This window comes from Duganella sp. 3397 (assembly GCF_031456625.1).
Lineage (GTDB): Bacteria > Pseudomonadota > Gammaproteobacteria > Burkholderiales > Burkholderiaceae_D > Rugamonas > Rugamonas phyllosphaerae.
The window spans coordinates 103,597-128,219 of sequence record NZ_JAVDVB010000002.1; the positions used below are offsets into that span (position 1 = coordinate 103,597).

Here is a 24,623-nt window from a genome sequence, read left to right on the forward strand (position 1 = left end):
AGATGGCCAAACGTAAAAGCAATGGCGGCGATGTGGATGGTGCAGGCTCGGTCTTGAGCACTGTTGGCGGCCCGTCGAAGGCGCCGCGCCCGTCGCGCCTGGGACCACCCAACCCGATCGCCAGCCAGTTGATCGAGAAGGTCGTCAGCGACGCCCAGTTGGCCGCCGAGATGCCGTACAACACCACCAAGGCGCTCGAATACGGCGACGCCGCCTACGTGCCGCACGAGGGCGACACCGAAACCCCGACCTCGCCGCTGGCCACGGCCAGCACCAGCACCGAGACCGTGGCTTCGCCCAAGGTGGGCGCCGGCCAGCCCGACCTGGGCGACAATCCGCTCGACGGCCCGCTCGATCGGGTACGGGTGGACGACAGCGGCCGCATGCTCACCACCAACTTCGGCGTGCCGGTGGCGGACAACCAGCATAGCCTGAAAGCCGGCCTGCGCGGCCCGACGCTGATGGAAGACTTCATCCTGCGCGAAAAGCTCACCCACTTCGACCACGAACGGATACCCGAGCGCGTGGTCCATGCGCGCGGCTCGGCGGCCCATGGCTACTTCGAAAGCTACGACGACCTGTCGGCAATCACCGGCGCCGCGCTGTTCGGCGCGCCGGGCAAGCGCACGCCGGCGTTCGTGCGGTTTTCCACGGCGGTAGGCGAGCGCGGTTCGGCCGATACCGTGCGCGACGTGCGCGGCTTTGCCGTCAAGTTTTATACGGAGCAGGGCAACTGGGACCTGGTGGGCAATAACATTCCGGTGTTCTTCATCCAGGACGCGATGAAGTTCCCGGACGTGGTGCACGCCCTGAAGCCGGAGCCGCACCACGCCATGCCGCAGGCGCAAAGCGCGCACGATACCTACTGGGACTTCGCCTCGCTCAGTCCCGAAATCGCCCACATGCTGCTGTGGCAGATGTCGGACCGGGCCATCCCGCGCAGCTACCGCACCATGCAGGGCTTTGGTGTACACACGTTCCGGCTGGTCAATGCACGTGGCGCGTCGGTGTTCTGCAAATTCCACTGGACGCCGGTGGCCGGAACCCATTCTTTGGTATGGGACGAGGCGCTGCGCCTCGCCGGCGCCGATCCGGATTTTCACCGGCGCGACCTGTGGGAAGCGATCGACAGCGGCCAGTTCCCCGAGTGGGAGCTGGGCTTGCAGGTGTTTTCCGAAGCGCAGGCGGCGCGCCTGCCGTTCGACGTGCTCGACGCCACCAAGCTGGTGCCGGAAGAGCTGGTGCCGCTGCGCGCCGTGGGCAAGCTGGTGCTCAACCGCAACCCCGACAACTTTTTCGCCGAGACCGAGCAGGTGGCGTTTTGCGCTGCCCACGTGGTGCCGGGCATCGACTTTTCCAACGACCCGCTGCTGCAAGGCCGCCTGCACTCGTACATCGACACCCAGCTCACGCGCCTGGGTGGCCCCAACTTCCACGAGATTGCGATCAACAGCCCGGTGGCGCCCATCCACAACAACCAGCGCGAGGGTTTTCACCGCCAGCAGATCAACCGCGGCCGCGTCAACTACGAACCCAATTCTCTGGCGGGCGGCTGCCCGTTCCAGGCCGGCGCACGCGGCTTTGTCAGCGTGCCGGAAGCATCGCAGGGTAATCAGGTGCGCGGCAAGCCCGCGCTGTTCGCCGACCATTATTCACAGGCGCGCCTGTTCTGGATCAGCCAGGCGCCGGTCGAGCAGGACCACATCGTGCAGGCCTTCCGCTTCGAACTGACGCGGGTGCAGACGCCGGCGGTGCGCAAGCGGGTGCTGGCGTTGCTGGCCAACGTGGACGAGGTGATGGTCACGCGCGTGGCCGCCAGCCTGGGGATGGACGTCCCGGCGCCGCTGCCGCCCGCCACCGATCGCCCGCCGCATCCGTATTCGCCGTCGTCGCCGCTGTCGCTGCTCAGTCGTCCCGGCAGCGTGGGAATCGCCACGCGGCGGGTGGCGCTGCTGGTGGCGGCGGGCGTGGACGGTCCGCAAACGCGCAAGCTGTATGCCGCGCTGCTGGACCTGGGCGCGGCGCCACGGCTGGTGGGGGAACAGATCGGCAAGGTGGCCGCCAGCGACGACGCGCCGCTGGACGTGGAACTCAGTTTCGAGGCGGGACCGTCAGTGCTGTTCGATGCGGTGATCGTGCCCGATTATCCGGACGGCGAATGCACGCTATCGCGCGATGCGCGCGCGCTGGAATTTTTGAGGCTGCAGTTTCGCCACCTCAAACCCATGCTGGCGGTGGGCAGCGGCGCGGTGCTGCTGCGCACCGCGCATATTCCTGACCGGCTGCCCGATGGTGAGGCGGATCCCGGAGTGATCGCGGCTGACAGTTGCGACCTGGCTGACGCGCTGGCGCAGTTCGTGGCTGTGCTGGGCCGCCACCGGGTTTACGTTCGCGATACCGATCCGCCGCGCTTGTAGGGAGCCCAGCGAGCAACCCCTGACGCCGGTAGGCCGTGCGGGTTCAATAATCGCGCCGGTCGGGCTTGATCTCCTGCAAAATCGTCGTGGAAATCTCCTCGATCGACTTGGTCGTGGACGACAGCCAGCGGATCCCCTCGCGCTTCATCATGGATTCCGCTTCGTTGACCTCGTAGCGGCAGTTCTCGATCGACGCGTACTTGCTGCCGGCGCGGCGTTCGTTGCGGATCTCGGTCAGGCGCTCGGGTGTGATGGTCAAGCCGAAAATCTTCGACTTGAATTCGTACAGCGACGACGGCAGGCGGCCGCGTTCGAAGTCGTCGGGAATCAGCGGGTAATTGGCCGCCTTGATGCCGTACTGCATGGCCAGGTACAAGCTCGTCGGCGTCTTGCCCGAGCGCGACACGCCGACCAGGATGATGTCGGCCGAAGCGAGGTTCTTGTGCGACTGGCCGTCGTCGTGCGCCAGCGAGAAGTTGATCGCCTCGATGCGGTTCTTGTATTCCTCGCTGTCGACGATATTGTGCGAGCGGCCAATGGTGTGGGTCGACTTGACATTCAATTCCTGCTCGAGCGGCGCCACGAAGGTCTGGAACAGGTCCATATACATGCCCTTGCAGCGGCTGATCACGTCCGACAGCTCGGTTTGCACCAGCGTGGAAAAAATGATCGGGCGCTGGCCGTCGGTCACGAACGCCTCGTTGATTTTACGGGCGGCGTCGTGGGCCTTGTCGAGCGTGTCGATGAAGGGCAGGCGGATCTGGCGGAAGCGCAGCTCGAACTGGGTAAGCACCGAGTGACCAAAGGTTTCCGCCGTGATGCCGGTGCCGTCGGAAACGAAGAACACCGTGCGTGATGCTGTAGGGAAAGTCGAGCGTTGTTCTTGTGTCATGGTTTTGTATGCCTGTCTTGTTTGGGAATCGTCAATTATCGTTACAGGCTGTAGAATGGTTGCCAATAGCATGATTGTGGTGCACGACGACCAGAATAACAAGAACAAGCAAAACGGAGACGTCTGCACCCGGCTGAAGATTTCTATCATCAAAAAGGTGTTTTTTATGTCTAACGCAGCATTGAAGGAGCAGGCTGGCGAAGCGGTTTACGTCGCATCGTTTGAAAATTTGCGCATGACCGACGTTGAGTCGGTCGGTGGCAAAAACGCGTCCCTGGGCGAAATGATCAGCCAGCTCGCTGGCGCCGGCGTGCGTGTGCCTGGTGGCTTTGCCACCACGGCGCAGGCATTCCGCGACTTCCTCACCCACAGCGTCGACGGCGGCAAGCCGCTGGCAGACCGCATCGCCGATCGCCTGGCCGACCTGAACATCGACGACGTGCGCGCCCTGGCGCAAGCGGGCGCCGAGATTCGTGGCTGGATCATTGAAACTCCGTTCCAGCCACGCCTGCAGGCCGATATCACGGCCTTCTACGAGCGCCTGGTTGCCGACTCCACCACCGAAATGTCGTTTGCCGTGCGTTCGTCGGCCACCGCCGAAGACTTGCCTGATGCGTCGTTCGCCGGTCAGCAGGAATCGTTCCTGAACGTGGTCGGCATCGACAACGTGCTCGAAGCGATGAAGCACGTGTTCGCGTCGCTGTACAACGACCGCGCCATTTCGTACCGCGTCCACAAGGGCTTTACTCACGCCGAAGTGGCGTTGTCGGCCGGCGTGCAGCGCATGGTCCGTTCCGACCTGGGCGCCGCCGGCGTGATGTTTACCATCGATACCGAATCGGGCTTCAAGGACGTGGTGTTCGTCACATCGAGCTATGGCCTGGGCGAGACCGTGGTGCAGGGCGCCGTCAACCCGGACGAATTCTACGTGCACAAGCCGATGCTGGAAAAAGGCAAATCGCCTGTCATCCGCCGCAACATCGGCTCCAAGCTGATCAAGATGGAATTCACCAACGAAGCCAAGGCTGGCCGCTCGGTGAAAACCGTGGACGTGCCGGTGGAACTGCGCAACCGCTACTCGCTCAACGACACCGAAGTGGTGGAACTGGCCAAGTACGCTGTCATCATCGAAAACCACTACGGCCGTCCGATGGACATCGAGTGGGGCAAGGATGGCCGCGACGGCAAGCTGTACATCTTGCAGGCGCGTCCTGAAACCGTCAAATCGCAGCAGAAAGCGACCGACGTGCAGCAGCGCTTCAAACTGAAATCGACCGGCACCGTGCTGACGTCCGGCCGCGCCATCGGCCAGAAGATCGGCGCCGGCCCGGTGCGCGTGATTACCGACCCGTCGGAGATGGAACGCGTGCAGCCGGGCGACGTGCTGGTGGCCGACATGACCGACCCGAACTGGGAACCGGTCATGAAGCGCGCCTCGGCGATTGTCACCAACCGTGGCGGCCGTACCTGCCACGCGGCGATCATCGCGCGCGAACTGGGTGTGCCGGCAGTGGTCGGTTGCGGCGACGCGACCGAAGTGCTCAAGGACGGCACGTTTGTGACCGTGTCATGCGCCGAGGGCGACGAAGGCAAGATCTACGACGGCCTGCTGGAAACCGAAATCTCGGAAGTGCAGCGCGGCGAACTGCCGAAGCTGCCAACCAAGATCATGCTCAACGTCGGTAACCCGCAGTTGGCGTTCGACTTCCAGTCGGTGCCGAATGCCGGCGTGGGCCTGGCCCGCCTCGAGTTCATCATCAATAACAATATTGGTGTGCACCCGAAAGCGATCCTGGAATACCCGAACATCGACGCCGACCTGAAAAAAGCGGTGGAGTCGGTCGCGCGCGGCCACGCTTCGCCGAAAGCCTTCTACGTGGACAAGCTGGCCGAAGGTATCGCCACCATCGCTGCTGCCTTCTGGCCGAAAAAAGTCATTGTGCGCATGTCGGACTTCAAGTCCAACGAGTACAAGAAGCTGATCGGCGGTTCGCGCTACGAGCCGGACGAAGAAAACCCGATGCTGGGCTTCCGTGGCGCTGCGCGCTACCTGGCCGAAGATTTTGCCGGCGCCTTCGAGATGGAATGCCTGGCCATGAAGCGCGTGCGTAACGACATGGGCCTGACCAACGTCGAGATCATGGTGCCGTTCGTGCGCACCCTGGGCCAGGCCGAGAAGGTCGTGAACCTGCTGGCCAAGAACGGCCTGGTACGCGGCGAAAACGACCTGCGCCTGATCATGATGTGCGAAGTGCCATCGAACGCGATCCTGGCCGACCAGTTCCTCGAGTTCTTCGACGGCTTCTCGATCGGTTCCAACGACCTGACCCAGCTGACCCTGGGCCTGGACCGCGATTCCGGCATGGCGCTCTTGGCAGCCGATTTCGACGAGCGCGATCCGGCCGTCAAGGCCTTGCTGTCGCTGGCGATCAAGGCGTGCCGCGAAAAGGGCAAGTACATCGGCATCTGCGGCCAGGGTCCTTCCGACCACCCGGATTTCGCGGTGTGGCTGATGGAGCAGGGCATCGAATCGATGTCGTTGAACCCGGACTCGGTGATCGACACCTGGCAAAAGCTGGCGAGCCTGCAGCCTAAATAATGTAGCAACTAAGAGTTGACGCAAGACAAAAATGGTTTAGACTGGAGTTAATGAATTTAGTAGCTTTTTACTCCACACAAACCGCTCTTGCATCCGAGACCCTCGTGGCCCATATTGGGCTCCGGGGGTCTTTGTATTTAAAAACAGCTAACCACACGAGGAGACATCATGGCTGACTGGAGTTTCTGGCTGATCGCCGCCGGCGTCGCGGTAACCGTCGAACTGTTCATCGGGACCTTTTACCTCTTGATGATCGCCGTGGGCCTGGCGTTTGGCGCGCTGGCTGCTGCCATCGGGCTGGCGCTGCCGATCCAGACCATGGTGGCCGCCATCGTTGGCGTGGCCGCCACCATCGGCCTGCGCCGCAGCCGTTTCGGCAAGATGGGGTCGCGCACCGACGCCGAGCGCGATCCCAATGTCAACCTCGACATCGGCCAGGCCATCATCGTGCCGGCCTGGCAGGATGGCGTGGCCCGCGTGATGTATCGCGGCGCGCTGTGGGACGTGGAGCTCGACCGCGCTGCGGCTGCGGCAACGGCTACCCATGCGCCCGCACCTGGCAAGTACATCATCCGCGAAGTGCGCGGCAGCCGCTTGATCGTGACAGCGTAAATTAATTTCAAACGAAGGAGACGTAATGGATATCAGTTTCGGCAATGTGACCCTGGTGCTGTTTATATTGGCGCTGGTGTTTGTATTCAAGACCATCAACGTAGTGCCGCAGCAGCACGCGTGGGTGGTGGAGCGGCTTGGCAAATACCATGCGACGCTGGGACCGGGCCTCAATATCGTGATCCCGTTCGTCGACCGCATCGCCTACAAGCACGTATTGAAAGAGATCCCGCTCGACGTGCCGCCGCAGGTCTGCATCACGCGTGACAACACGCAGCTGCAAGTGGACGGCATCTTGTACTTCCAGGTCACCGACGCCATGCGCGCCTCGTACGGCTCGTCCAACTACATCGCCGCCATCACGCAGCTGGCGCAAACCACCTTGCGCTCGGTGATCGGCCGCATGGAACTCGACAAAACGTTTGAAGAGCGCGACCATATCAACACCACCATCGTCAACGCCATCGACGAATCGGCGTCCAACTGGGGCGTGAAGGTGCTGCGCTACGAGATCAAGGACTTGACGCCGCCAAAAGAGATCCTGCACGCGATGCAGGCGCAGATTACCGCCGAGCGCGAAAAGCGCGCGCTGATCGCTGCCTCGGAAGGCCGCAAGCAGGAGCAGATCAACATCGCCAACGGCGAACGCGAAGCGCAGATCGCCCGTTCCGAAGGCGACAAGCAGGCCGCCATCAACCGCGCCCAGGGCGAGGCGGCAGCCGTGGTGGCGCTGGCCGAAGCGAGCGCCAATGCGCTGCGCCAGGTGGGCGCCGCGATCCGCGAGCCGGGCGGCGAAGATGCCGTCAACCTGAAGGTGGCCGAGCAGTACGTGGAAGCGTTCGGCAAGCTGGCCAAGACCAACAACTCGATCATCGTCCCGGCCAACCTGGGCGACATCAGCGGCTTGATCGCCACTGCGATGCAGGTCGTGAAGTCGCAAACGATGGCGCAAAAAGAGCTGCCGCTGGTCAAACCAGCGCGGCCATAAGGAGCAACGCATGGGTACCTGGGCGGTAGACGCTTTCGGCAACGACTTCGCCCAGGACTGGGCCGAGGATTTGCACGAGACAACCAATATGGACGCCATCGAGAACACGCTCGAGACGGCGCTGTCTGACGTTGGCGCCGAACTGGAAGCGCCGCTGGCGGCCGAAGCGCTGGCAGCGATCGAAGTGCTGGCGCGCCTGCATGGCAAGGGCGGCGAGCGCACCGAGGACAGCGCGTCGGTGGACGAGTGGGTGGATGCGCGCAAGGTGGCGGCAGAGGCCAAGGCCAAGGGCCCGGTCAAAGCGCGCGCCGACCTGTTGGCCAAGGCGCAGCAGGCGCTGGCGCGCATCGTCTCCGAGCAATCGGAGCTGCGCCAGTTGTGGGAAGAGAGCGAGCATTATGCCGAATGGCGCGCCACCGTCGACGACCTGGCCGCGCGGCTGGCGTAAGGAACCAGGGAACATGGCGCTGCTCTGTCCCGCCGACGATACGCCGTTACAGGCGAGTGCATCGAGTGGCTACGGCGTGCATCGGTGTCCGCAATGCCTGGGCGTGTCGGTCGCCGGCAGCGTTCTGCCGGCGGTGCGCGCTCACGCGGCGCTGACGCTGCACCAGCAGCCCGACCAGCCGGCGCGCGTGCGCCCCTGTCCCCACGACGGCAAGATGATGAAGCCACTGCCGTACAAGGGCATCGAGATGGACGCCTGCCCCGAGTGCCGGGGCCTGTGGCTAATGCCGTTAAGTTAAGCGAAAAGTCTTAAATTTGTTTGCTTAAAAACGTCGTCCCTGCGCAGGCGGGGACCCAATTTGGCGGGCATTTCGGCGAATTTCGCAGAACTTGGGTACCCGCCTGCGCGGGTACGACGGATATGCGGAGCTTAACTTAACGGCATTAGGGCCTGTGGCTGGAAGCAGGGCAGTTGCCGCGCTTGCTCCAAAAAGTGCAGATCGCCGCGCCGGTGAACCTGGGCCGCCTGGCGGATGGGACGGAAATACGGCAGGAAAAGTCGAGCATCGACTGGGAAGGCAAGTTGGTAGGTGCCGAGTTACTGATGTATCTCGCCAGTTTTCTTCTCAATGTGAGGAAGTAAACATTTTTAAGGATGCGTATGGCAAGCGACTGGCTTTTTCATTGGATGACGCTGCCGTTCGGGCTGATCGTCATCGCTATCGCGGTGGCGCTGCCATTGCCGCTCTGGCGTCGCATGCTTGGTGCGCACTACGTTCGCATTGGCGTGCAGCCCTATGTGGCGGGCTACCTCGCCGCTCTGGCCGGGGTGATGATGGTAAGTTTCGGGTTTTCTTACGTTGAATTCAGTGGGCGGGTCGCTGCAGGAGTGCTCGAGGAATCTCAGCGGTGGACCATCGTGCCTCGCTGGACCGTCAATATGGCAGTGCTGTCGCTGGTGGCGGTGCTGCCCTTGCTGGGGCTGGTCGGCGTTCCGCTCGCGGCGATATTGTTGCGCCGCCATTGGTTCAGCCACCTGGCGGCAGTTGCAGCCGTGGCGCTGGCCTGGGTGGTATTGACTTGCCTGATCTGGTGGGTACCAGTGAATAACTGGGCCAAGGCCCATCGTTTCGAGGCATTCATCGACTTCCTGACCAATTTGCTGCCGGGAATGCTTCTAGTTGCCTTGCCATTCCTGCTGGCGATTCGCTACGTCGTGTATTGTCGCCGGGAGCAGGGCCATAGCGATGACTGCCAGACGACGGTGGCGGTTGATGCCTCGGCCCAGGTGCACAACGACCCGGCGACAGTGGGTGCTGAGGCGCCGCAAGGCAAATAATCTGTTACCTGCGGTTGGCGCCTCAACTGGAACGCATAACTCAATACCAGGATCTACTGTCGTTCCCGCGTGCGCTGGGGATGTGATCCAAGGTTTCGACGGCCTATCCCTTTGACCGCTGGCCCGCCATGCTGAGCTCGCACGTTACAACAGGTAACAGCTTCCACCACAAGCTCCTGTTAATCTGCATTCATACTTTTAACGAAGAAGGATGTGGATTATGGATGCTCATCCCAGGATGTTCAAGCAAGCGGTGTCGTCGTCATTGATACTGAGCCTGCTGGTGCTGGCCGGTTGCAACAAGCCCGGCCAGCCCCCGGCGCCGCAAACCGCCGCTCCCGCCGCTACTGCCGCCACGGCCCCTCAGCCGGCGCCTTACACGCCGCCGACCGCCGAGCAGTTGTCGCAGATGCTGGCGCCGATCGCGCTGTTTCCCGACAAGCTGGTGGGCCAGGTGCTGGCCGGCGCCACGTATCCCCAGCAGATCGCCGCCGCCAACCAGTGGCTGGGCCAGAATCCATCGTTGAAAGGCGACGCGCTGCAAAGTGCCGAAGCCGGCCAGCCCTGGGACGTCAGTGTCAAATCGCTGACCACGTTCCCCACCGTGCTGAACCAGATGGCCAGCAACATCGACTGGACCACGGCGCTCGGTGACGCCTACGTCAACGACCCCGCCGACGTGATGAACGCGATCCAGTTGTTGCGCTCGCGCGCCCAGCAGTCGGGCAACCTGAAAAACTCCTCGCACCTGCGGGTCTCGACCGTGGTCCATTCTTCCGCGCCCGCTTCTCCCGAACCTGCCTACGTCGCGCGGTCTTCCTCCGATCCCCTGGTGTATGACGGCCCGGCCGTGATACCGCCGCCGGCACAGACCATCGTCATCGAACCGGCCCAGCCCGACGTGGTCTATGTGCCGCAATACAATCCGACCGTGGTGTACGGCGCGCCGATGCAGGTGTATCCGGGCTGGGTCGAGCAGCGGCCGGTGTATGCCACGCAAACGCTGGTGGAGACCGGCGCGCTGTCGTTCGGCATCGGTGTGCTGGTGGGGGCCGCGGTGAGCCATCACCACGACTGGGGCTGGAATTCCTGGGGCGTCAACTGGGGCGGCCCGGCGCCGCAATACGGCGGCCCTGGATATTCCGGCTACGGCGGCGGCTGGCATCGTCCGGCGGTGGTGTACAACAACACGACCTATGTGTCGAAGTCGGTTACCGTGGTCAATCGCGTCAACAATATCAACGTCACCAATAACAACTACCGGACTGTCAACAACGTCAACAACGTGGTGAACCGGACGCAAAACTTTGAGGCTCCCAACGTCGCACCCCGTCCGTCACCAAACTTCGCGCAGAACTTCGCTGCCGGTCCCGCCCACAACACCGCGCAGCAGCATCCAGTCGCGGCAATGACCATGCCGCATTTCACTCAGCGCGACGTGATACCCGGCGCCCGTCCGTTGCCGGCGACGGCATTGCAGCCGATGCATAACGCTGGCGCGCCGCAGATGCATCAATTCGCGCAAGCGCCGCACAATATGCCCGCGCCGACGTCGATGCAGCACCAGATACACCAGATGGAGCAGACGCAGCAGATGCAGCAGACGCATCAGATGCAGCAGACTGCGCACGATCCGCTCCAGCAGCACCAGCCGTTCCAGCAGCACCAGCCGATCCAGCCGTTCCAGCAACACCAGCCGCAGCAGGCCGAGCGTATAGCGCAAGCGTCAACGATGGCGTCAATCGATGTCGGTCATGCAATGCATAACGAGCGCGGTGTCGACCGGGCAGTTGCCGAGGCGGAGATGGAACACCAGCATGCGGATGCCGCAGCCCGGCGCATGGCGCAGGAAAGAAACAGCGCGCCGGCGCACATGGCGCCGGTGCAGCACGTGAACCCGGTGATGCAGCCCGCACCATCGCCGCAACGCGAAGCCATTGCTGGCCATGGCCAATTTCAACCGCACCAGCAGATGATGGCGATGCACGCCGAACATGCCCACCCGGTCGAACAACACGCGGCGCCCCATGTGGAAAGACACGAGCAGGCTGCCCATCATCACGATGAGCACGGCAAGCACGATCCCCAGGAAAGGCATGGCTAACGAGAAGAAGCCGTCCGCTCGCCGGCCTTGCCGGCCGACAGCGCCTGGAACCACCCGGCATATGGGGTATTCTTGACCATATGCCGATTCAAATCCGGCGCGCCATCGGTCCACCACACCGGCCCCCGTTCACCCAGCGCGCGCTTGGCCTGGTCTACCGCCGCCCGGGCGGCGCGCTCGCGTTGTTCGTCGCCATCCTTGCGTGCGGCGCTTACCTCGCGTCGCGCCGCCATCAGTTCCTTGACCAGCGCCTCGCGCCGGCCTGGCGCCAGGTCGGGATTACTCAGGCGCCAAAGTCTGCCTCTCACCACGAAATAACGCCCGTCGGGCGTGTGCGGATGCGGATCAGCGCCGGCCATGGCTGGACCTAGAACGCGTAACTCAGCCCCAGGCTCCACTGGCGTGGCGGATGCACCGGGTACATGGTGTAGCGGCGGCCGTCGTCCTGCACGTGTTCGCGCGCCAGTTGCAGGGTGTAGCGGCCGAACGGAATGCCGATGCCGATGCGGGCGTCGTAACGCCAGGCGTCGGGGATGCCTGGGAAGAAGCCGCCGCTGAGGTTGTGCATCAGGCCGATGTGGCCCACGAGGTTGAAGCGCGGGTGGATCGGGTAGAAAGCGTTGATTTCGCCGTACAGCACGCGCGCATCGTAGCCGAGATACCTGGGTGAATAATAAAGCCGGGCGCTGCCGCGCTCGAAACTGAGGCCGCCGTAGCATTCGCTGAAGTCGTTGTCGTGCGCCTGGGTGTAGGTGATGCGACTGCAACCGAGTTCCCAGCTGCCGCCCGAGCGCAGGCGCTGCGCATAGCCGGCATAGCCTTGCAGCTTGTAGCCTTCCAGGTCGCCGATGGTCATCGCGCTGGCGAAGGCGCCGCCATACCAGCCATGGTCGCTGTCGATGTTGACGGTAGCCTGCGGCACCGCGCTGCCCTGGCCGGGGTTCTGGCCCCGGTACCGGTATTCCGACTGCACGGCCACGCTGCCGGTGATGTCGAGCTGGGCCAGCGCGGGCGCGGGCGCCAGCATGACGCTGAAAAATAAAAACGCTGCCCGGCGCCAGGTCACGGCACCGGTGCTGGCCGGGTGGCGGTGGCGGTCGCGGTTGCGGGCACGGGGCAGGTGCAACTGCATTGACGGATCAGGCGGGAAATAGTGGCGCATGCATCGATATTAGCAGTCTTGACCATGTCCGCAGGTTGCAACATGGTGCGCAATTGTGTGGGCGAGGCGTCGGGCCGCAGTTCTTCGAGCAGGGCCAGCATGCCGGAGACGTGCGCCGCCGCATACGAGCTGCCATTGACGAAGGCCCAGCGTGCGCCGGGCGAGGTGGTCGGGATGTCGTTGCCGGGGGCAAGCAGGCCGGTCGTCGCGCTATTTTTAGTCGAAGGCGCCATGCCCGGACGCGGTTGCGAGGCCACCGCCATCACGCCCCGATGGCTGGCGGGGAAGGCCGGGCCGCTGTCCTGCGGATCGACTGCGCCCACTACGCTGATGCCGCGTTCGAGCGCCACGTCGAGCAGGCGGTCGAGCAGCTTGTCCGGTGGACCCGACAGGCTCAGGTTGATGATCTTGGCGTTGTTGAGGATGGCGTAATTGAGCGCCTTCGACAGCGTGAAGCTGTTGCAGCGGGTGCGGGCGTTGTTGGTCTGCCAGCAGGCGCGCAGTCCCATCAGCTTGGCGCGCGGCGCCACACCGACGATGCCGCCATTGCCACTGCGCGCGGCGATAATGCCGGCGACGGCGGTGCCATGCAGCTCGGGCGGCGGCGGGCCGGCATCGACGAAGTTGGTGTTGACCGCGAGCTGGCCTGCCAGGTCGGGGTGTTCGCCATCGATGCCGCTATCGATCACCGCCACCCGCACTTCGCGCCCGGTGGCGTAGCGGTGCAGGTCGGCCACGTGCCAGTAGCGGGCGGCCGGCTGGACCTGGTACAGGGCGTCGGCAGCGTCGGCGGCGGCCGAATCGGGCACCTGCGCCATGCCGTCGAAGCGGGCCACGCTTTGCGCCCATTCCACCTGTGGATCACGGCTCAGTTGTTCGATCAGCAGCTGCGGATCGGCGTGGTCGCCGTACTGCATCACGTAGCAGTCGATGCCGAGCAGCGACATGGCCCAGCCTTCGACGACTGTCAGGCCGTGCTGGCGCGCCAGCGCTTCGGCGCGGCGGCGGCGCGCGCCGTTGCCGTTGTCGTCCATGTACCGGCCGCCGTAGGTGGCGTCGGGACGGTAGTGGGTGGCGGGCAGGCGCAGCATGACCAGCAACTGGCGCTGGTTCGGATCGCCTGCGCCATCGGCGTCCGCATGGTCGGCGCCGCCCACCGGCAGCACGCCGATGTCGACGCCGGCCGGGGCGCCGATGGCGGTGTCCTGGACATTTTCGCGCCACGCATGGGCTGGCGCCGCCACGGTCATTGCGACCATTAACAGTGCGGCTGATGCCAGCGCTGCCAGCGAACGCGGCCAACGGCCTTGCGAGGTCTGCACCAGCGGGTGCGCTGTGGGCATTGCCAGGCCGCGCGGCCAGCGAGCGCTCATGGCGCGCCGCTGTCGTCGAGCGCTTCGGCCAGGCGCACCGCCGGGTCGTGGCGCAGCGCCTCGAGCGCGCGCTGGCGTTCGGCGTCGGGCACGCGCAGCAGGTAGGCATCGGTGACGGTGGGGCCGTCCACCACGCGCGCGCCATGGCGTTGCAGGATGCGGCGGAACTCGCGCTCCGTGGTCGCCGGTTCGAACATCACCACCAGGTTGCCGCCGGATGGCGCAGCGCCATTGCCGAGCGCATGATAGGAGGGCAGGTTGGCAGTGTCGGCCGCGTCGGGACGGGCCAGCATGGCGGCCATGCCGACGATCAGCACGCACTGGGCGGCAGCGGCCCAGCGCAGCCACGACGGCTCGTTGGCGGCCGCGCGGCGCCACCAGGGCAGCGTTGCGCGCAGCGGCGCCACGGCGGGGCTTGTGGCTGGCGGCGTTGGCCGATTGCTGTCGTCGGAATCGCCGGCATCGCCGGACTTGTCCTGTGCACCCAGTTGCGGCATCAGGCGCGCCAGCGCGGCGTCCATGTCCAGGCCCGGCGGCATGACGTCGTCGTCGTTGGCGGCGGCCAGCAGGGCGCGTTCGCGCGCCAGGTCGCGTCGGCAGGCGATGCAGTGTTGCAGGTGGCGCGCCACGCGCTGGCTTTCGTCGGTCGACAGGTTGTCCGCCGCGTACCATGGCAACAGCTCTTGCGCCGCCCGGTGTTCCGGGCCCGATCCATCAATATTGAAGACGCCCGCGTTCATCGGTTGTTCTCTCTTTCGTTCCACAACATATCCTTCAATTTCTGTCGCGCGTTGAACATGCGCGTCTTGACGGTATTGACCGGACACGCAACGATATCGGCGATGTCGCTGTAGGCCAGTTCGTGATAATACGTCAGCACCATCACCGCGCGTTGCGCTGCCGGCAGCGCGTCGAGCGCGTCTGCCACGGTTTGCTGCAACTGCTGGCGGTGCATATGCTGCTCCGGTTGCAGCCCGCTTTCATCTTCGTACAGCGTGGCGTCCGATTCCAGCGGTTCGTCGCTGGCGCGCAGGCCTTTCAAGGTCTTGCGGTAGGCAATCGCAAACACCCAGGTGGACGGCTTGCAGGTGCCATCGTACGTGGCGGCCTTTTGCCATACCACCAGCATGGTGTCGTTGATTACTTCCTCGATCAGCGGCGTGCTGCGCGTCATGCGTCCGACAAACCGCGTCAGGCGAGAAAAATATATTTTATATAACTTTTCAAACGCACCTCTGTCCCCGCTGGACACCCTGGCCAGCAGGCACTTTTCGTCGTTGTCACTGTGAGAGCCCGTCGACAGGCCCAGTTGATGCTGCATCAGCGATCCTCCTTGTAACCGTTAATACCTTGCCGTTCACAAACGGTTCTACAAATCGGGAAATTCTTTTTGAACCGCGAATGGTAGCACTGTCCTTGTTCCCCGCCGGCATAACTATTAAGATGACAACATGAAAAATTTCCTGCTGCCGGCCGCCATGGCCACTTCCATCCTGTTCGCCGCGCCGGCACATGCCCAGCCGCTCGCCGGCCAGGGCGCTTTCGCTGGCCCCCAGGTGCGCGTTGACGTAGGCGGACGCAAGCTCAATATGTACTGCATGGGCAAGGGCTCGCCCACGGTGCTGTTCGAGGCCGATGCCGGTCGTGCCGGCTGGGACTGGTCGGCGGTGATGCCGCAGGTGGCCGCCCGCACCCGCGCCTGCGTCTACGACCGCGCCGGCATGGGCGCGAGCGACCCCATCATCCGTGCCGCCTCGGTCGGCAACGCCAGCCGCGACCTCGGCTTCTTGATCAAGAACGCCAGGATCGACGCGCCGCTGGTGCTGGTGGGCGCCGGCTACGGTGCGCTGGTGGCGCAGCAGTACACCTGGCGTTCGCGCGGCGCCGTCACCGGCCTGGTGCTGATCGATGCGCTGCACGAAGACGCACTCCCGGCCGGCAACGCCGACCGCTTGCAGGCGGCGCTCGATTGCCTGGCAGCGGCCGAGTCGGGCAAAACCGGTGCCGGCTGCGCCTACCCGGCGGTTGCCTACAACGCCGAACTCGGCCAGTCGCTGGCGGCGGCGCAGGCAGCCCAGGCGGTCAAGCCGGCCTACTGGCGCGCCCGCGCCTCCGAGCTCGACAGCCTGGAGGTGAGCGCTGGCCAGGTGCGCACCGCCCGCAAACCGTTCGGCGCCGTGCCGGTGGTGGCGGTCGAGCAGGGCGATGCCGCCGCCATCGTGGCGGCGGTACTGCAGGTGCTCGACCAGCAGTTGCCTGTTAAATAGTTTATAGCGCGCATCCTCTCGGCCGCCGTTTCAGCGGCCCACCGTAAGTCCATCATCGGAAATAGATTATGTCCAGAAAAAAGCAACGAACTGGCTTGTCCGCGCCCGAGCCAGCCGATCCGGGTGCTAACGCGCCGTTACCATCAGCGCCGAGCGGTCAGCCAGCGCCAGTCAAAGTGCCTGCGCTGTTGTCGATTGCCGTGCTGCTGGGGTCTCTCGCGATCGCGATCTGGGTTGGAAGGGATCTGTATGCGATTGTTATCGAAGGCGAGATATGCAGACCTCGCTGTCAATCGTGGTCAACCAACCCGGTATCGCTAGTTGGTCAGTGCGTGGGTTGTATTGTGCTCATGACGATGTTTTTGGGTTTGGCGTACGGCGCGCTGAAATTTCTGATCGAGCCGGCAGGCGAAGATCGGGTATGACGGGTTTGCTGGGGGCCTAGCTCAGTGTACCCGTGTCCCCGACTATCAGAAACCTCCTGCTTGTTCTGTTTTTTTTGCTTGTTTTGCATGTCCGCGTTGCGATTGCCTCGGCCGCCGCTGCCCAGTGCCAGGCAGACTTGTCGAGTATTGCCCAATTCATAAAAGTGAACGATGCTGGCGCTGACACGCACCTGGCCAGTCGTGGCGCGGGAATCGGCGCAGCATTGGCTCAGGCCCACGCTGCGGCTGGGCTGACGCCTGACGTCGCCGCTTGCGACCTGATGTTGCAGCGCTATGTAAAGGCCTGGCAATGCATCGTCGGAACGGCGGCCCGACGCCAACCGCCGGCCACCGCTGGGCCCCCATGGTGCTACCATAACGGCCATGAACCTCCATCCCCATCTCCCAGCTCAGATCGACCAGCTCCAGACCTTCCTGCACCAGCACCGCCGCGTGCTGGTGCTGACTGGCGCCGGCCTGTCCACCGCCTCCGGCATTCCCGACTACCGCGACAAGGACGGCGTGCGCCGTGGCCGTGCGCCGATCCAGGGGCCCGACTTCCGGCGCGATGTAGCCGTCCAGCGGCGTTACTGGGCGCGCAGCATGGCCGGCTGGCCGGTGATGTCGAAGGCGGCGCCCAATATCGGCCACCATGCGCTGGCCGAGCTGGAAGCGGCGGGGCGGATCGACGCCATCATCACCCAGAACGTGGACGGCCTGCACGACAAGGCGGGCAGCCAGAACGTGATCGAACTGCATGGCAATATCCACGGCGTGGTGTGCCTCGCGTGCCGCACCGTGCACCCGCGCGCCGAGATCCAGGCCTGGCTGGCGCGCGAGAATCCGCACATGGTCCATACCGGGCCGGTCGATGGCGTGGTGCCGGAGGCGCGGCCGGACGGGGACGCCGAGCTCGAACTCAATGGCCAGGATTTCCGGATGCCGGTCTGTTCGCACTGTGGCGGCGTGCTGCAGCCGGACGTGATTTTCTTCGGCGATAACATCCCCGTCGAGCGCACGGCGCGGGCATTGGCACTGGCCGAGCAGGCCGATGCCTTGCTGGTGGTGGGGTCGTCGCTGATGGTGTTTTCAGGCTACCGCTTCTGCAAGCTGGCGGCAGCGGCCGGCAAGCCGATCGCGGCGATCAACCTGGGCAAAACCCGGGCCGATGACCTGATCGGATTGAAGGTGGAGGCGTCGGCGATCGAGGTTTTGCCGCTGTTGTTGTGACAAACTGGATCCCCGCCTGCGCAGCGGTCCGCCGGTGCGGGATGAGGCAGGGATGACGCCAGGATAAGCGGCGGCGAATCCTGGCCACGCACTGGATCCCCGCCCGTGTAGGGAGGACGGCGCCCAGTATGGCGACCTTAATGCCGTCATTCCCGCGCAGGCGGGAAGCCAATTTGAATTTAATTGCGCTGAAGCATGGAGCGCACCACCGCTTCCTTGGCCAGCACATAATCCTGCCCGGCCAGCACGAAATTGGTATTCGGCTGGATCACCTTGACGTTGATGAAGACCATGTCGCTGGTCTCGGCGTACGACCCCACCACGATGGCCTGGGCGTTGTGGGCGGTGGCCACTTCACCGATTTCGCGGGTGAGCATCAGTTCGCCCTGGTTGCGCTTGAAATACACGTTGCTGCGCAATTTCATTTCCACCATAGACAGCCCGCCCTGCGCCAGGCGCGTGGACAGCTGTTCCGAGACCAGCCGGCCCAGCGTGGTGGTCTGTTCCAGTTCGTCGATGTTGACCAGCGTGGCCATGATCAGCGGCTTGTCGCCGGCCAGTTTGCCGGTCAGCTGGCGCATCAGCGAATCGGCCGCCTTGTAGTTGGCCTCGATGAACTGGTTGGACGAGACGGTGGTGTAGTCGCGCTGCTCCTTGTCCTTGTTGGTGGCGCAGCCGGCCAGCAGCAGCGGCACGGTGAGCAGGAGGGCGCTAGCCAGTTTGGTGATCGGCATTTACAGGTCTCCGCGCACTTTGAATACGCGCGTCAGTTTGGTGTTTTCAGGTTCCGGCTCGGTGAGGCCGTACAGCGCATAGTCGGCGTCGGCGACGTAATAGGCCGACGTGCTGCGCGCCAGGTAGCGATATTGGTCCGACACCGAAATGGTGACGATGATTTCGGTGCGCGGCGTGGCGCCGGGGGCGAATTCCGAATCGAGCGGATCGAACGGTTCGTTTTCCAGGCGCGGCGCGCTCAGCTCCTTTGCCATCCACACGCCGTCGGCGAGCGGAAAGCGCTGGCCGAAGTTCTGCCGGTACTGCGGGCGATTGGCGGCAAAGGTCAGCGTTTGCACGTCGAGATCGATCTTGAGCGCGCCCGCCGGCGCGCGTGACACCGTAAACCCGTCGTTCACCAGCGCCGTAGTGAGCTGGGTGGCCAGCGCGCGCTGGAACGGATTCGGTTCGGCAGGGGTGTTGATGAAGATTGGCCGGGTGGGCGTCTTTTTCAACGCCACCGCCAGTTGCCGCTCCACTGCATCGGCCACGATGCCCCAATGGTAGGTGGCCTGCAGCTTGGCCTGCTTGCTGGCCGGGAAATTGGCCGCCAGCGGCGCGGGCGTGTAGCGGGTTGCGCATCCGGACAGGATCACACCGGCTGCGACAGCCATTAAAAGTTTCAGCGCCATTGCTTGCCTCATCGTCAAAAAGTAGACTTTGTCATGTCTCAACGCCGCACCAGCGCAGGCCATGAATGACAAATCATCGTGACCAAGTGTAACATGGATGTTTCCCCTTAGAAATTACAAGGCAACAAAAAACCCGGCGCGGGGCCGGGTTTTGTCCTGAGGGCGCAACAGATCAGCGGTTGTGGGTCTTCATGGCGGCAGCCACTTCGCGCTTGCCGTCGCGGTCTTTTTCGGTGGCGCGCTTGTCGTGCTGCTTCTTGCCCTTGGCCAGGCCGATTTCACATTTGACGCGGCCTTCCTTGTAATGCAGGTTGAGCGGCACCAGCGTGTAGCCGGAACGCTCCACCTTGCCGATCAGCTTGTCGATCTGGGCGCGGTGCAGCAGCAGCTTGCGGGTGCGCACGGCTTCGGGGCTGATGTGGGTGGAGGCGGTGGGCAGGGCGCTGATGTGGGCGCCGAACAGGAACAGCTCGTCGCCACGGATGGTGACGTACGCTTCCTTGATCTGCACGCGGGCGTCGCGGATGGCTTTGACTTCCCAGCCTTCGAGCACGATGCCGGCTTCGAAACGGTCCTCGATGAAGTAGTCAAAAAATGCTTTTTTGTTATCAGCTATGGTCATGAATTCGGTAAATCGACGATAAACCCGTACCGGGTCGGTTAAATTTCGGTTTCGCGTATAAAATTAGGGCTTACAGCATCTTATTTCCACATCATAGCAAATGGTTAGACAATGGCAGTAGTGCACAAATCAGTTTTCCTCGGTTATAGCGCCCAGCAGATGTTCGAACTGGTCGCCCGCATCGAAGACTATCCCAAATTCCTGCCGTGGTGCGGTGGTGTTGACATCCGCGAACGCACCGACAATCGCACCGTGGCGAGCATTGGCATCAACTACCACGGCGTCAAGCAGAGCTTCACCACGTCCAACGACAACGTGCCGTTCGAGACCATCCGCATGAAGCTCGTCGATGGTCCGTTCAAGTGCCTGGACGGCGTATGGACCTTCAAGGCCCTGCGCGAAGACGCCTGCAAGATCGAACTGGACCTGCGCTACGAATTTTCCAGCACCATCCTCGACAAGCTGGTGGGCCCGGTATTCGGCATGATCGCCAACAGCATGGTCGATTCCTTCTGCAAGCGCGCGGAGACGGTCTATGGCAGCGCACCCATCGGTGGTTGATCCGGCCGAGACTTTCGCGGTCCAGGTCTGCTACGCCAGCGACGCCGTGCAGTTCCTGCGCGCCTTGCAGGTGCCGGCCGGCACCACCATCGACCAGGCGCTGGCGCTGTCCGGCATCGCCGTCGAAGTGCCTGCAGTCGACCTGGCCGCCATGCAGACCGGCATCTACGGCAAAAAGAAGCCTCGCGACACGCTGTTGCGACCCCACGACCGGGTGGAACTCTACCGCCCGCTGATCGCCGATCCCAAGAACGCGCGGCGCCGTCGCAAGAATCCTCCCCCACCTTCCGCTACCTGATGCTCGACACACAATCTGCTCCTTCCATCCTGCGCCGCGCCGGCGTGGTCCTGCTTGCGCTGTGCGCGTTCGAACTGGCCTGGATGGCCTGGCGCATCGCCACCGGCGCCGACTATTCGTACAACATGATCATCCCGGCCCTGGTCGGCGGCATCTACCTGCTGCGTGGCAGCCTGCGCGCCGCTTTCTTCCTGGTCTGGATCGCCAGCGTGTTGCTGCCGATGGCGCTGGCCATGATCGTGCTCACGCTGTTGCAGCCGTTCGACCTGACCCTCACGCAATGGCAGCTCGATCCCGGCACGCAACTGGCGGTGCTGCTGCCGTTGCTGCTGTTCTGCGCCGTACTGCACTGGCTGCGCACCGAGCTGCTGCGCCAGCCAATACGCACCGCCATCCTGTCCGGCGGCCGGCGCGAGCCGTCGGCCCACCTGGCGCTGGGCGTGGGTATCGTCCTGGCGCTGCTGGCGCTGGGCGGTCACCAGCTGGGCCGCGATGCCGACCTGGTACGCAAGGCTGAATTTTTGGCGAAAGCCAAACACGGCGAGGAGTATCACTACTACGCCAGCAAGATCACCGCGCGTGACGACATGGAAGGCACGTTCGTGGAAGCGAAAGTGCAGGCATGGCGCGCCGACCGGATCGACACCGTGGACGTGTTCTGGAAAGAAAAGTAGCAATGACCGAGCCGGATTACTCGAAATACAGCGCACAGCAGCTGCGCCAGGTGCTCGGGCGTATCGACCGCGCACGTTTTCCGGAACGCGTCGCCACAGTGGAGGCCTTGCTGGCGCAGCGCGAGCGCGACGGCGATGACAATAACAATGGGGCCGATAGTGCATCGAAGGCACCGATGGCCGATCCCGCCAGCTACGTGCCGGTGCTACGGCGCGTGGGCATGGTGCTGATTGCCGCCGGTCTGCTCCAGCTGGGCTATGGAATCTGGCAAATGCCCGCACAGGCGAACACCTTTTCGTTCAACTTCGGCGGGGCCATCATCGCGGGCCTGCTGCTGTTGACCGGCAGCCTGCGGGTGGCGGCGGTGCTGCGCTGGCTGGGCTGGCTGACCTTGCCCGGCATGGTCGCCATGGGACTGGTGGCGTACGCGATACCGCTCGACCTGCTGGAAGTGGAGTTGCGGCTGGCGCCATGGCAGTTTGCCAGCGGGGTGCTGATGACATTATTCCCCATCGTCCTGGCTGCGTGGGTGCTGCGTGAGCTGGGCAGTGCGAAGATTGCAGCAGCGCGGGCGTTCGAAGGGCGACGTACCCACGACATGCGCATTGCGCTGGCGATCGGCGTGATCGGCACGCTGGTGCTGCAGGTATGGATGTTCAAAATACTCAACGGGCCCGATGCCGAGTATGCCGAGCAATTGGCCGCCGCGCAGGTGCAGGGCGCCAACAAGTACCGCGTGGTGCAGCTTAACTTCCTGAGCGGAACTTCGGGCACCCGGTACCAGGCAACGGTCCAGGTCTGGAACCATGAAGGCGTGGGCTATACGACCGTGAACTGGCAAGTGCCGAAGTAACGGCGCCAGCCGTCGCACCAGTTGCACCGGGCCGCAGCAAATGGTGCTGCGGCCCGGTTGTTGCCTTCTTCATTACGCCTTCTTCATTGCAACTTCTTACTTGCCGTGGATATCCACGGTTTGCGCGTCGAGGCTCACCTTGACCGTGGCGGCAGGCTTGGCGCCTGCCGATTCGGCCAGCGTGACCACGTACTCGCCCGGTGCGATCTTCCAGGTCTTGCTGGCGCTGTCATACATGGCCAGCAGGCGCGGATCGACTTTGACCGTGGCCTTGCCGGTCTCGCCGGCTTTCACTTCCAGCTTGTCCCAGCCACCCAGGCGCTTCGGCGCTTCCCAGCCGCCCTTGGCCGGCGAGATGTACACCTGGCCCACCGTTTTGCCGTCACGCTTGCCGGTGTTTTTCACACTGAAGGTGACTTCGATCCCCTTGCCGGTCTTGTTGGCAGCCAGGTCCGACATGGCGAACGTGGTGTACGACAGGCCGTAACCGAACGGGAACAGCGGCTTGTGGCCTTTCAGGTCGAACCACTTGTAGCCAACCGCTGCGCCTTCGATGTTGTAGTCGGTGGTGAGCTTGTTGAGGATGTTTTCGTCCTTGGTCACGGCATCGCCATCGAGCACTGGACGCGGCAGCTGCGCCACGGAAGCAGGGAAGGTCGCCGGCAGGCGTCCGCTCGGATTGACTTCGCCGGTCAGCACGCGCGCAATGGCCGCGCCACCGTTGGTGCCCGGGTACCATGCTTCCAGCACCGCCGCGACGTTTTTCAGCCACGGCATCACGACCGGGCCGCCGGTTTGCAGCACTACCACGGTCTTGCCGTTGGCCTTGGCCACGGCGGCGATCAGGTCGTCCTGCTTGTTGGGCAGGTTCAGGTCCGGTGCGTCGATGCTCTCGGCGGTCCACTGGTTGCCGAACACGATCACCAGGTCGGAACTCGCGGCCAGCTTGGCTGCAGCCTTGACGTCCTTGCCGTCGGCGTAGCTGATCTTGGCCTTGGTGCGCGAGGCCAGTTCCTGCATCGGCGACGAGCGGTGATAAACCATCGGGCCCGGGAAGTACTGCGGACCTTCGTTGGGCACTGGCGACAGGCCGATCGGATATACCTGGGCCGAACCGCCGCCCGACAATACGCCTACGTTGGCGTGGCCGCCGATAATCGCAATGGTGCGCACGGTGGACGCCAGCGGCAAGATGTCGCCGCTGTTCTTGAGCAGGACCATGCCTTCTTCCGAACCGGTCTGCGAGATTTTGCCATTGGCGGCGAAGTCGATGCCGGCGTCCTTGGTGGCGGCGGCTTTGACCGGGTGCTCGGCCAGGCCGTGGGCGAACATGGTGCGGGTGATGCGCTTGACCATGTCGTCGAGGCGCGACTGCGGCACGTGGCCGTTGACCACAGCTTCCTTCAGCGCTTCGTTAAAATACGCCGACTTGTCGAACGGGTGGCCCGACTGCTGGTCCAGTCCCGCCATGGCGGCCGGAATGGTGGAGTGGGTGGCGCCCCAGTCGGACATCACGTAACCCTTGAAGCCCCAGTCCTTTTTCAACACTTCATTGAGCAGGTAGTCGCTCTCGCAGGCGTATGGGCCGTTCACGCGGTTGTACGCGCACATGACGGAGCCCGGATCGCCCACTTCGGTGGCGATCTGCAACGCCAGCAGGTCCGACATGCGGCCGGCTGCGTCGTCGATCTTGACATTGATGTGGAAACGGTTGGTTTCCTGGTCGTTGAAGGCGAAGTGCTTGAGCGTGGAAACCATGTGGTTGCTCTGGATGCCGCGAATCTGCTCGCCGACCATCACGCCGGCCAGCAGCGGGTCTTCGCCGCCGTATTCGAAGTTGCGGCCGTTGCGCGGTTCGCGCATCAGGTTCACGCTACCGGCAAGCATGATGTTAAAGCCGCTCATGCGCGCTTCGCTGCCGATCATGTGGCCGCCGGCGAACGCCAGCTTGCGGTCCCAGGTGGCGGTGGTGGACAGGCCCGAGGGCAGGGAAGTGCGCTCGACCGGGTTCTTGGACGCGGCCTGGGTGGCCACGCCCATGCCGGCGTCGGCCTGCCATTGCGACGGCAGGCCGAGGCGTTCGATACCGGGCACGAAGCCGGCCGAATCCTTGCGGCCTTCTTTCGGGGCGATGTACTGCTTGGATTCGAAATCGGTGGAGAAGTAGCCGAACACGGTCTGGATCTTTTCATCCAGCGTCATCGCCTTGACCAGCTGTTCGGCGCGGGCGTCCGGCGACTGCTTGGCGTCGAGCCACGGACGGTTGGTGTCGGCGGCGGCATGGGCCGCGCCAGTCATCATGAGGGGGTAGGCCAGGGCCAGCGACAACCAGAGACGCTTCTTCAATTTGTTT

At 63.8% G+C, this 24,623-nt stretch carries 26 protein-coding genes; 16 read left to right on the forward strand and 10 right to left on the reverse strand.

Features of this window, described 5'->3' with window-relative positions; all coding sequences use genetic code 11:
- Positions 1–2 precede the first annotated feature (2 nt).
- Positions 3–2,417 carry a catalase gene (locus tag J2X54_RS05125; RefSeq protein WP_310178660.1) on the forward strand — a complete coding sequence of 805 codons (2,415 nt, stop codon included), beginning with the start codon at positions 3–5 and terminating at the stop codon, positions 2,415–2,417.
- 43 nt (positions 2,418–2,460) lie between these two features.
- Here J2X54_RS05125 and J2X54_RS05130 read toward each other — a convergent pair whose 3' ends face one another.
- Positions 2,461–3,309 (reverse strand): pyruvate, water dikinase regulatory protein, encoded by an 849-nt coding sequence (locus tag J2X54_RS05130; RefSeq protein ID WP_070247590.1) that lies wholly within the window; start codon positions 3,307–3,309, stop codon positions 2,461–2,463.
- A gap of 166 nt (positions 3,310–3,475) precedes the next feature.
- On the opposite strand from J2X54_RS05130, the gene ppsA reads away from it, so the two are divergent.
- The 8 genes from ppsA to J2X54_RS05170 all read left to right on the forward strand — a co-directional run bounded on the left by ppsA (position 3,476) and on the right by J2X54_RS05170 (position 11,398).
- Entirely contained in the window at positions 3,476–5,908 is a 2,433-nt protein-coding gene (gene ppsA, locus J2X54_RS05135) for a phosphoenolpyruvate synthase (protein ID WP_310178665.1), read from the forward strand.
- A 168-nt stretch (positions 5,909–6,076) separates the two neighbouring features.
- On the forward strand, positions 6,077–6,520 hold the full coding sequence (locus J2X54_RS05140) for an NfeD family protein (protein WP_310178667.1): 444 nt from the start codon (positions 6,077–6,079) through the stop codon (positions 6,518–6,520).
- Between the two features lie 25 nt (positions 6,521–6,545).
- A complete protein-coding gene (locus J2X54_RS05145; protein ID WP_070247587.1) occupies positions 6,546–7,508 on the forward strand; it encodes an SPFH domain-containing protein in 963 nt (320 codons plus the stop codon).
- A 10-nt stretch (positions 7,509–7,518) separates the two neighbouring features.
- Positions 7,519–7,956, forward strand: a complete 438-nt coding sequence (locus J2X54_RS05150) for a DUF4259 domain-containing protein (RefSeq protein ID WP_310178670.1) — start codon at positions 7,519–7,521, stop codon at positions 7,954–7,956.
- Positions 7,957–7,969: 13 nt separating this feature from the next.
- The gene (locus J2X54_RS05155) at positions 7,970–8,254 is read left to right on the forward strand and encodes a zf-TFIIB domain-containing protein (RefSeq protein WP_310178672.1); all 285 of its coding nucleotides are present in this window, start codon (positions 7,970–7,972) and stop codon (positions 8,252–8,254) included.
- A 173-nt stretch (positions 8,255–8,427) separates the two neighbouring features.
- Positions 8,428–8,598: a hypothetical protein gene (locus tag J2X54_RS05160; protein ID WP_310178675.1), complete on the forward strand. Its 171-nt coding sequence runs from the start codon at positions 8,428–8,430 to the stop codon at positions 8,596–8,598.
- 18 nt (positions 8,599–8,616) lie between these two features.
- A complete protein-coding gene (locus J2X54_RS05165) occupies positions 8,617–9,294 on the forward strand; it encodes a hypothetical protein (RefSeq protein ID WP_310178678.1) in 678 nt (225 codons plus the stop codon).
- 220 nt (positions 9,295–9,514) lie between these two features.
- Positions 9,515–11,398: a DUF3300 domain-containing protein gene (locus J2X54_RS05170; RefSeq protein ID WP_310178682.1), complete on the forward strand. Its 1,884-nt coding sequence runs from the start codon at positions 9,515–9,517 to the stop codon at positions 11,396–11,398.
- On the opposite strand, the gene J2X54_RS05175 is transcribed toward J2X54_RS05170, so the two are convergent.
- The 5 genes from J2X54_RS05175 to J2X54_RS05195 are packed head-to-tail and all read right to left on the reverse strand — an operon-like array spanning position 11,395 to position 15,254.
- On the reverse strand, positions 11,395–11,706 hold the full coding sequence (locus tag J2X54_RS05175) for a hypothetical protein (RefSeq protein WP_310178684.1): 312 nt from the start codon (positions 11,704–11,706) through the stop codon (positions 11,395–11,397). The genes J2X54_RS05170 and J2X54_RS05175 overlap by 4 nt on opposite strands.
- A 59-nt stretch (positions 11,707–11,765) precedes the next feature.
- Complete coding sequence (locus tag J2X54_RS05180; RefSeq protein ID WP_310178686.1) at positions 11,766–12,530, reverse strand: TorF family putative porin; 765 nt, start codon at positions 12,528–12,530, stop codon at positions 11,766–11,768.
- Entirely contained in the window at positions 12,461–13,933 is a 1,473-nt protein-coding gene (locus tag J2X54_RS05185) for a S8 family serine peptidase (protein WP_310178688.1), read from the reverse strand. Before J2X54_RS05185 ends, J2X54_RS05180 begins: the two co-directional genes overlap by 70 nt.
- The gene (locus J2X54_RS05190; RefSeq protein ID WP_310178691.1) at positions 13,930–14,697 is read right to left on the reverse strand and encodes a zf-HC2 domain-containing protein; all 768 of its coding nucleotides are present in this window, start codon (positions 14,695–14,697) and stop codon (positions 13,930–13,932) included. The genes J2X54_RS05185 and J2X54_RS05190 overlap by 4 nt, the downstream gene beginning before the upstream one ends.
- On the reverse strand, positions 14,670–15,254 hold the full coding sequence (locus J2X54_RS05195; protein WP_070247580.1) for an RNA polymerase sigma factor: 585 nt from the start codon (positions 15,252–15,254) through the stop codon (positions 14,670–14,672). The genes J2X54_RS05190 and J2X54_RS05195 overlap by 28 nt, the downstream gene beginning before the upstream one ends.
- A 130-nt stretch (positions 15,255–15,384) precedes the next feature.
- Between J2X54_RS05195 and J2X54_RS05200 the strand changes: the two genes are divergently transcribed.
- From J2X54_RS05200 to J2X54_RS05210, 3 genes are all read left to right on the forward strand, one after another.
- The gene (locus J2X54_RS05200; RefSeq protein WP_310178694.1) at positions 15,385–16,200 is read left to right on the forward strand and encodes an alpha/beta hydrolase; all 816 of its coding nucleotides are present in this window, start codon (positions 15,385–15,387) and stop codon (positions 16,198–16,200) included.
- 68 nt (positions 16,201–16,268) lie between these two features.
- Complete coding sequence (locus tag J2X54_RS05205; protein ID WP_310178696.1) at positions 16,269–16,625, forward strand: hypothetical protein; 357 nt, start codon at positions 16,269–16,271, stop codon at positions 16,623–16,625.
- A 384-nt stretch (positions 16,626–17,009) separates the two neighbouring features.
- Positions 17,010–17,855, forward strand: a complete 846-nt coding sequence (locus tag J2X54_RS05210) for an NAD-dependent protein deacetylase (RefSeq protein ID WP_310178698.1) — start codon at positions 17,010–17,012, stop codon at positions 17,853–17,855.
- A 179-nt stretch (positions 17,856–18,034) separates the two neighbouring features.
- Here the strand turns inward: J2X54_RS05210 and J2X54_RS05215 are convergent, their stop codons facing one another.
- From J2X54_RS05215 to smpB, 3 genes are all read right to left on the reverse strand, one after another.
- Positions 18,035–18,589 carry a FlgO family outer membrane protein gene (locus J2X54_RS05215; protein WP_070247577.1) on the reverse strand — a complete coding sequence of 185 codons (555 nt, stop codon included), beginning with the start codon at positions 18,587–18,589 and terminating at the stop codon, positions 18,035–18,037.
- The gene (locus J2X54_RS05220; protein WP_229255309.1) at positions 18,590–19,243 is read right to left on the reverse strand and encodes a hypothetical protein; all 654 of its coding nucleotides are present in this window, start codon (positions 19,241–19,243) and stop codon (positions 18,590–18,592) included.
- A 190-nt stretch (positions 19,244–19,433) separates the two neighbouring features.
- Complete coding sequence (smpB, locus tag J2X54_RS05225) at positions 19,434–19,883, reverse strand: SsrA-binding protein SmpB (RefSeq protein ID WP_019919646.1); 450 nt, start codon at positions 19,881–19,883, stop codon at positions 19,434–19,436.
- Between the two features lie 111 nt (positions 19,884–19,994).
- Between smpB and J2X54_RS05230 the strand changes: the two genes are divergently transcribed.
- From J2X54_RS05230 to J2X54_RS05245, 4 genes are read left to right on the forward strand one after another with little or no spacing between them, the layout of a single operon-like run.
- A complete protein-coding gene (locus J2X54_RS05230; protein WP_310178704.1) occupies positions 19,995–20,444 on the forward strand; it encodes a type II toxin-antitoxin system RatA family toxin in 450 nt (149 codons plus the stop codon).
- Positions 20,419–20,742: an RnfH family protein gene (locus J2X54_RS05235; RefSeq protein WP_310178706.1), complete on the forward strand. Its 324-nt coding sequence runs from the start codon at positions 20,419–20,421 to the stop codon at positions 20,740–20,742. Before J2X54_RS05230 ends, J2X54_RS05235 begins: the two co-directional genes overlap by 26 nt.
- Complete coding sequence (locus J2X54_RS05240) at positions 20,742–21,416, forward strand: hypothetical protein (RefSeq protein ID WP_310178709.1); 675 nt, start codon at positions 20,742–20,744, stop codon at positions 21,414–21,416. The genes J2X54_RS05235 and J2X54_RS05240 overlap by 1 nt, the downstream gene beginning before the upstream one ends.
- Before the next feature lie 2 nt (positions 21,417–21,418).
- Positions 21,419–22,270 (forward strand): hypothetical protein, encoded by an 852-nt coding sequence (locus J2X54_RS05245; protein ID WP_310178711.1) that lies wholly within the window; start codon positions 21,419–21,421, stop codon positions 22,268–22,270.
- A gap of 96 nt (positions 22,271–22,366) precedes the next feature.
- Here the strand turns inward: J2X54_RS05245 and J2X54_RS05250 are convergent, their stop codons facing one another.
- On the reverse strand, positions 22,367–24,571 hold the full coding sequence (locus tag J2X54_RS05250) for a glycoside hydrolase family 3 C-terminal domain-containing protein (RefSeq protein ID WP_310179828.1): 2,205 nt from the start codon (positions 24,569–24,571) through the stop codon (positions 22,367–22,369).
- Positions 24,572–24,623: the final 52 nt, after the last annotated feature.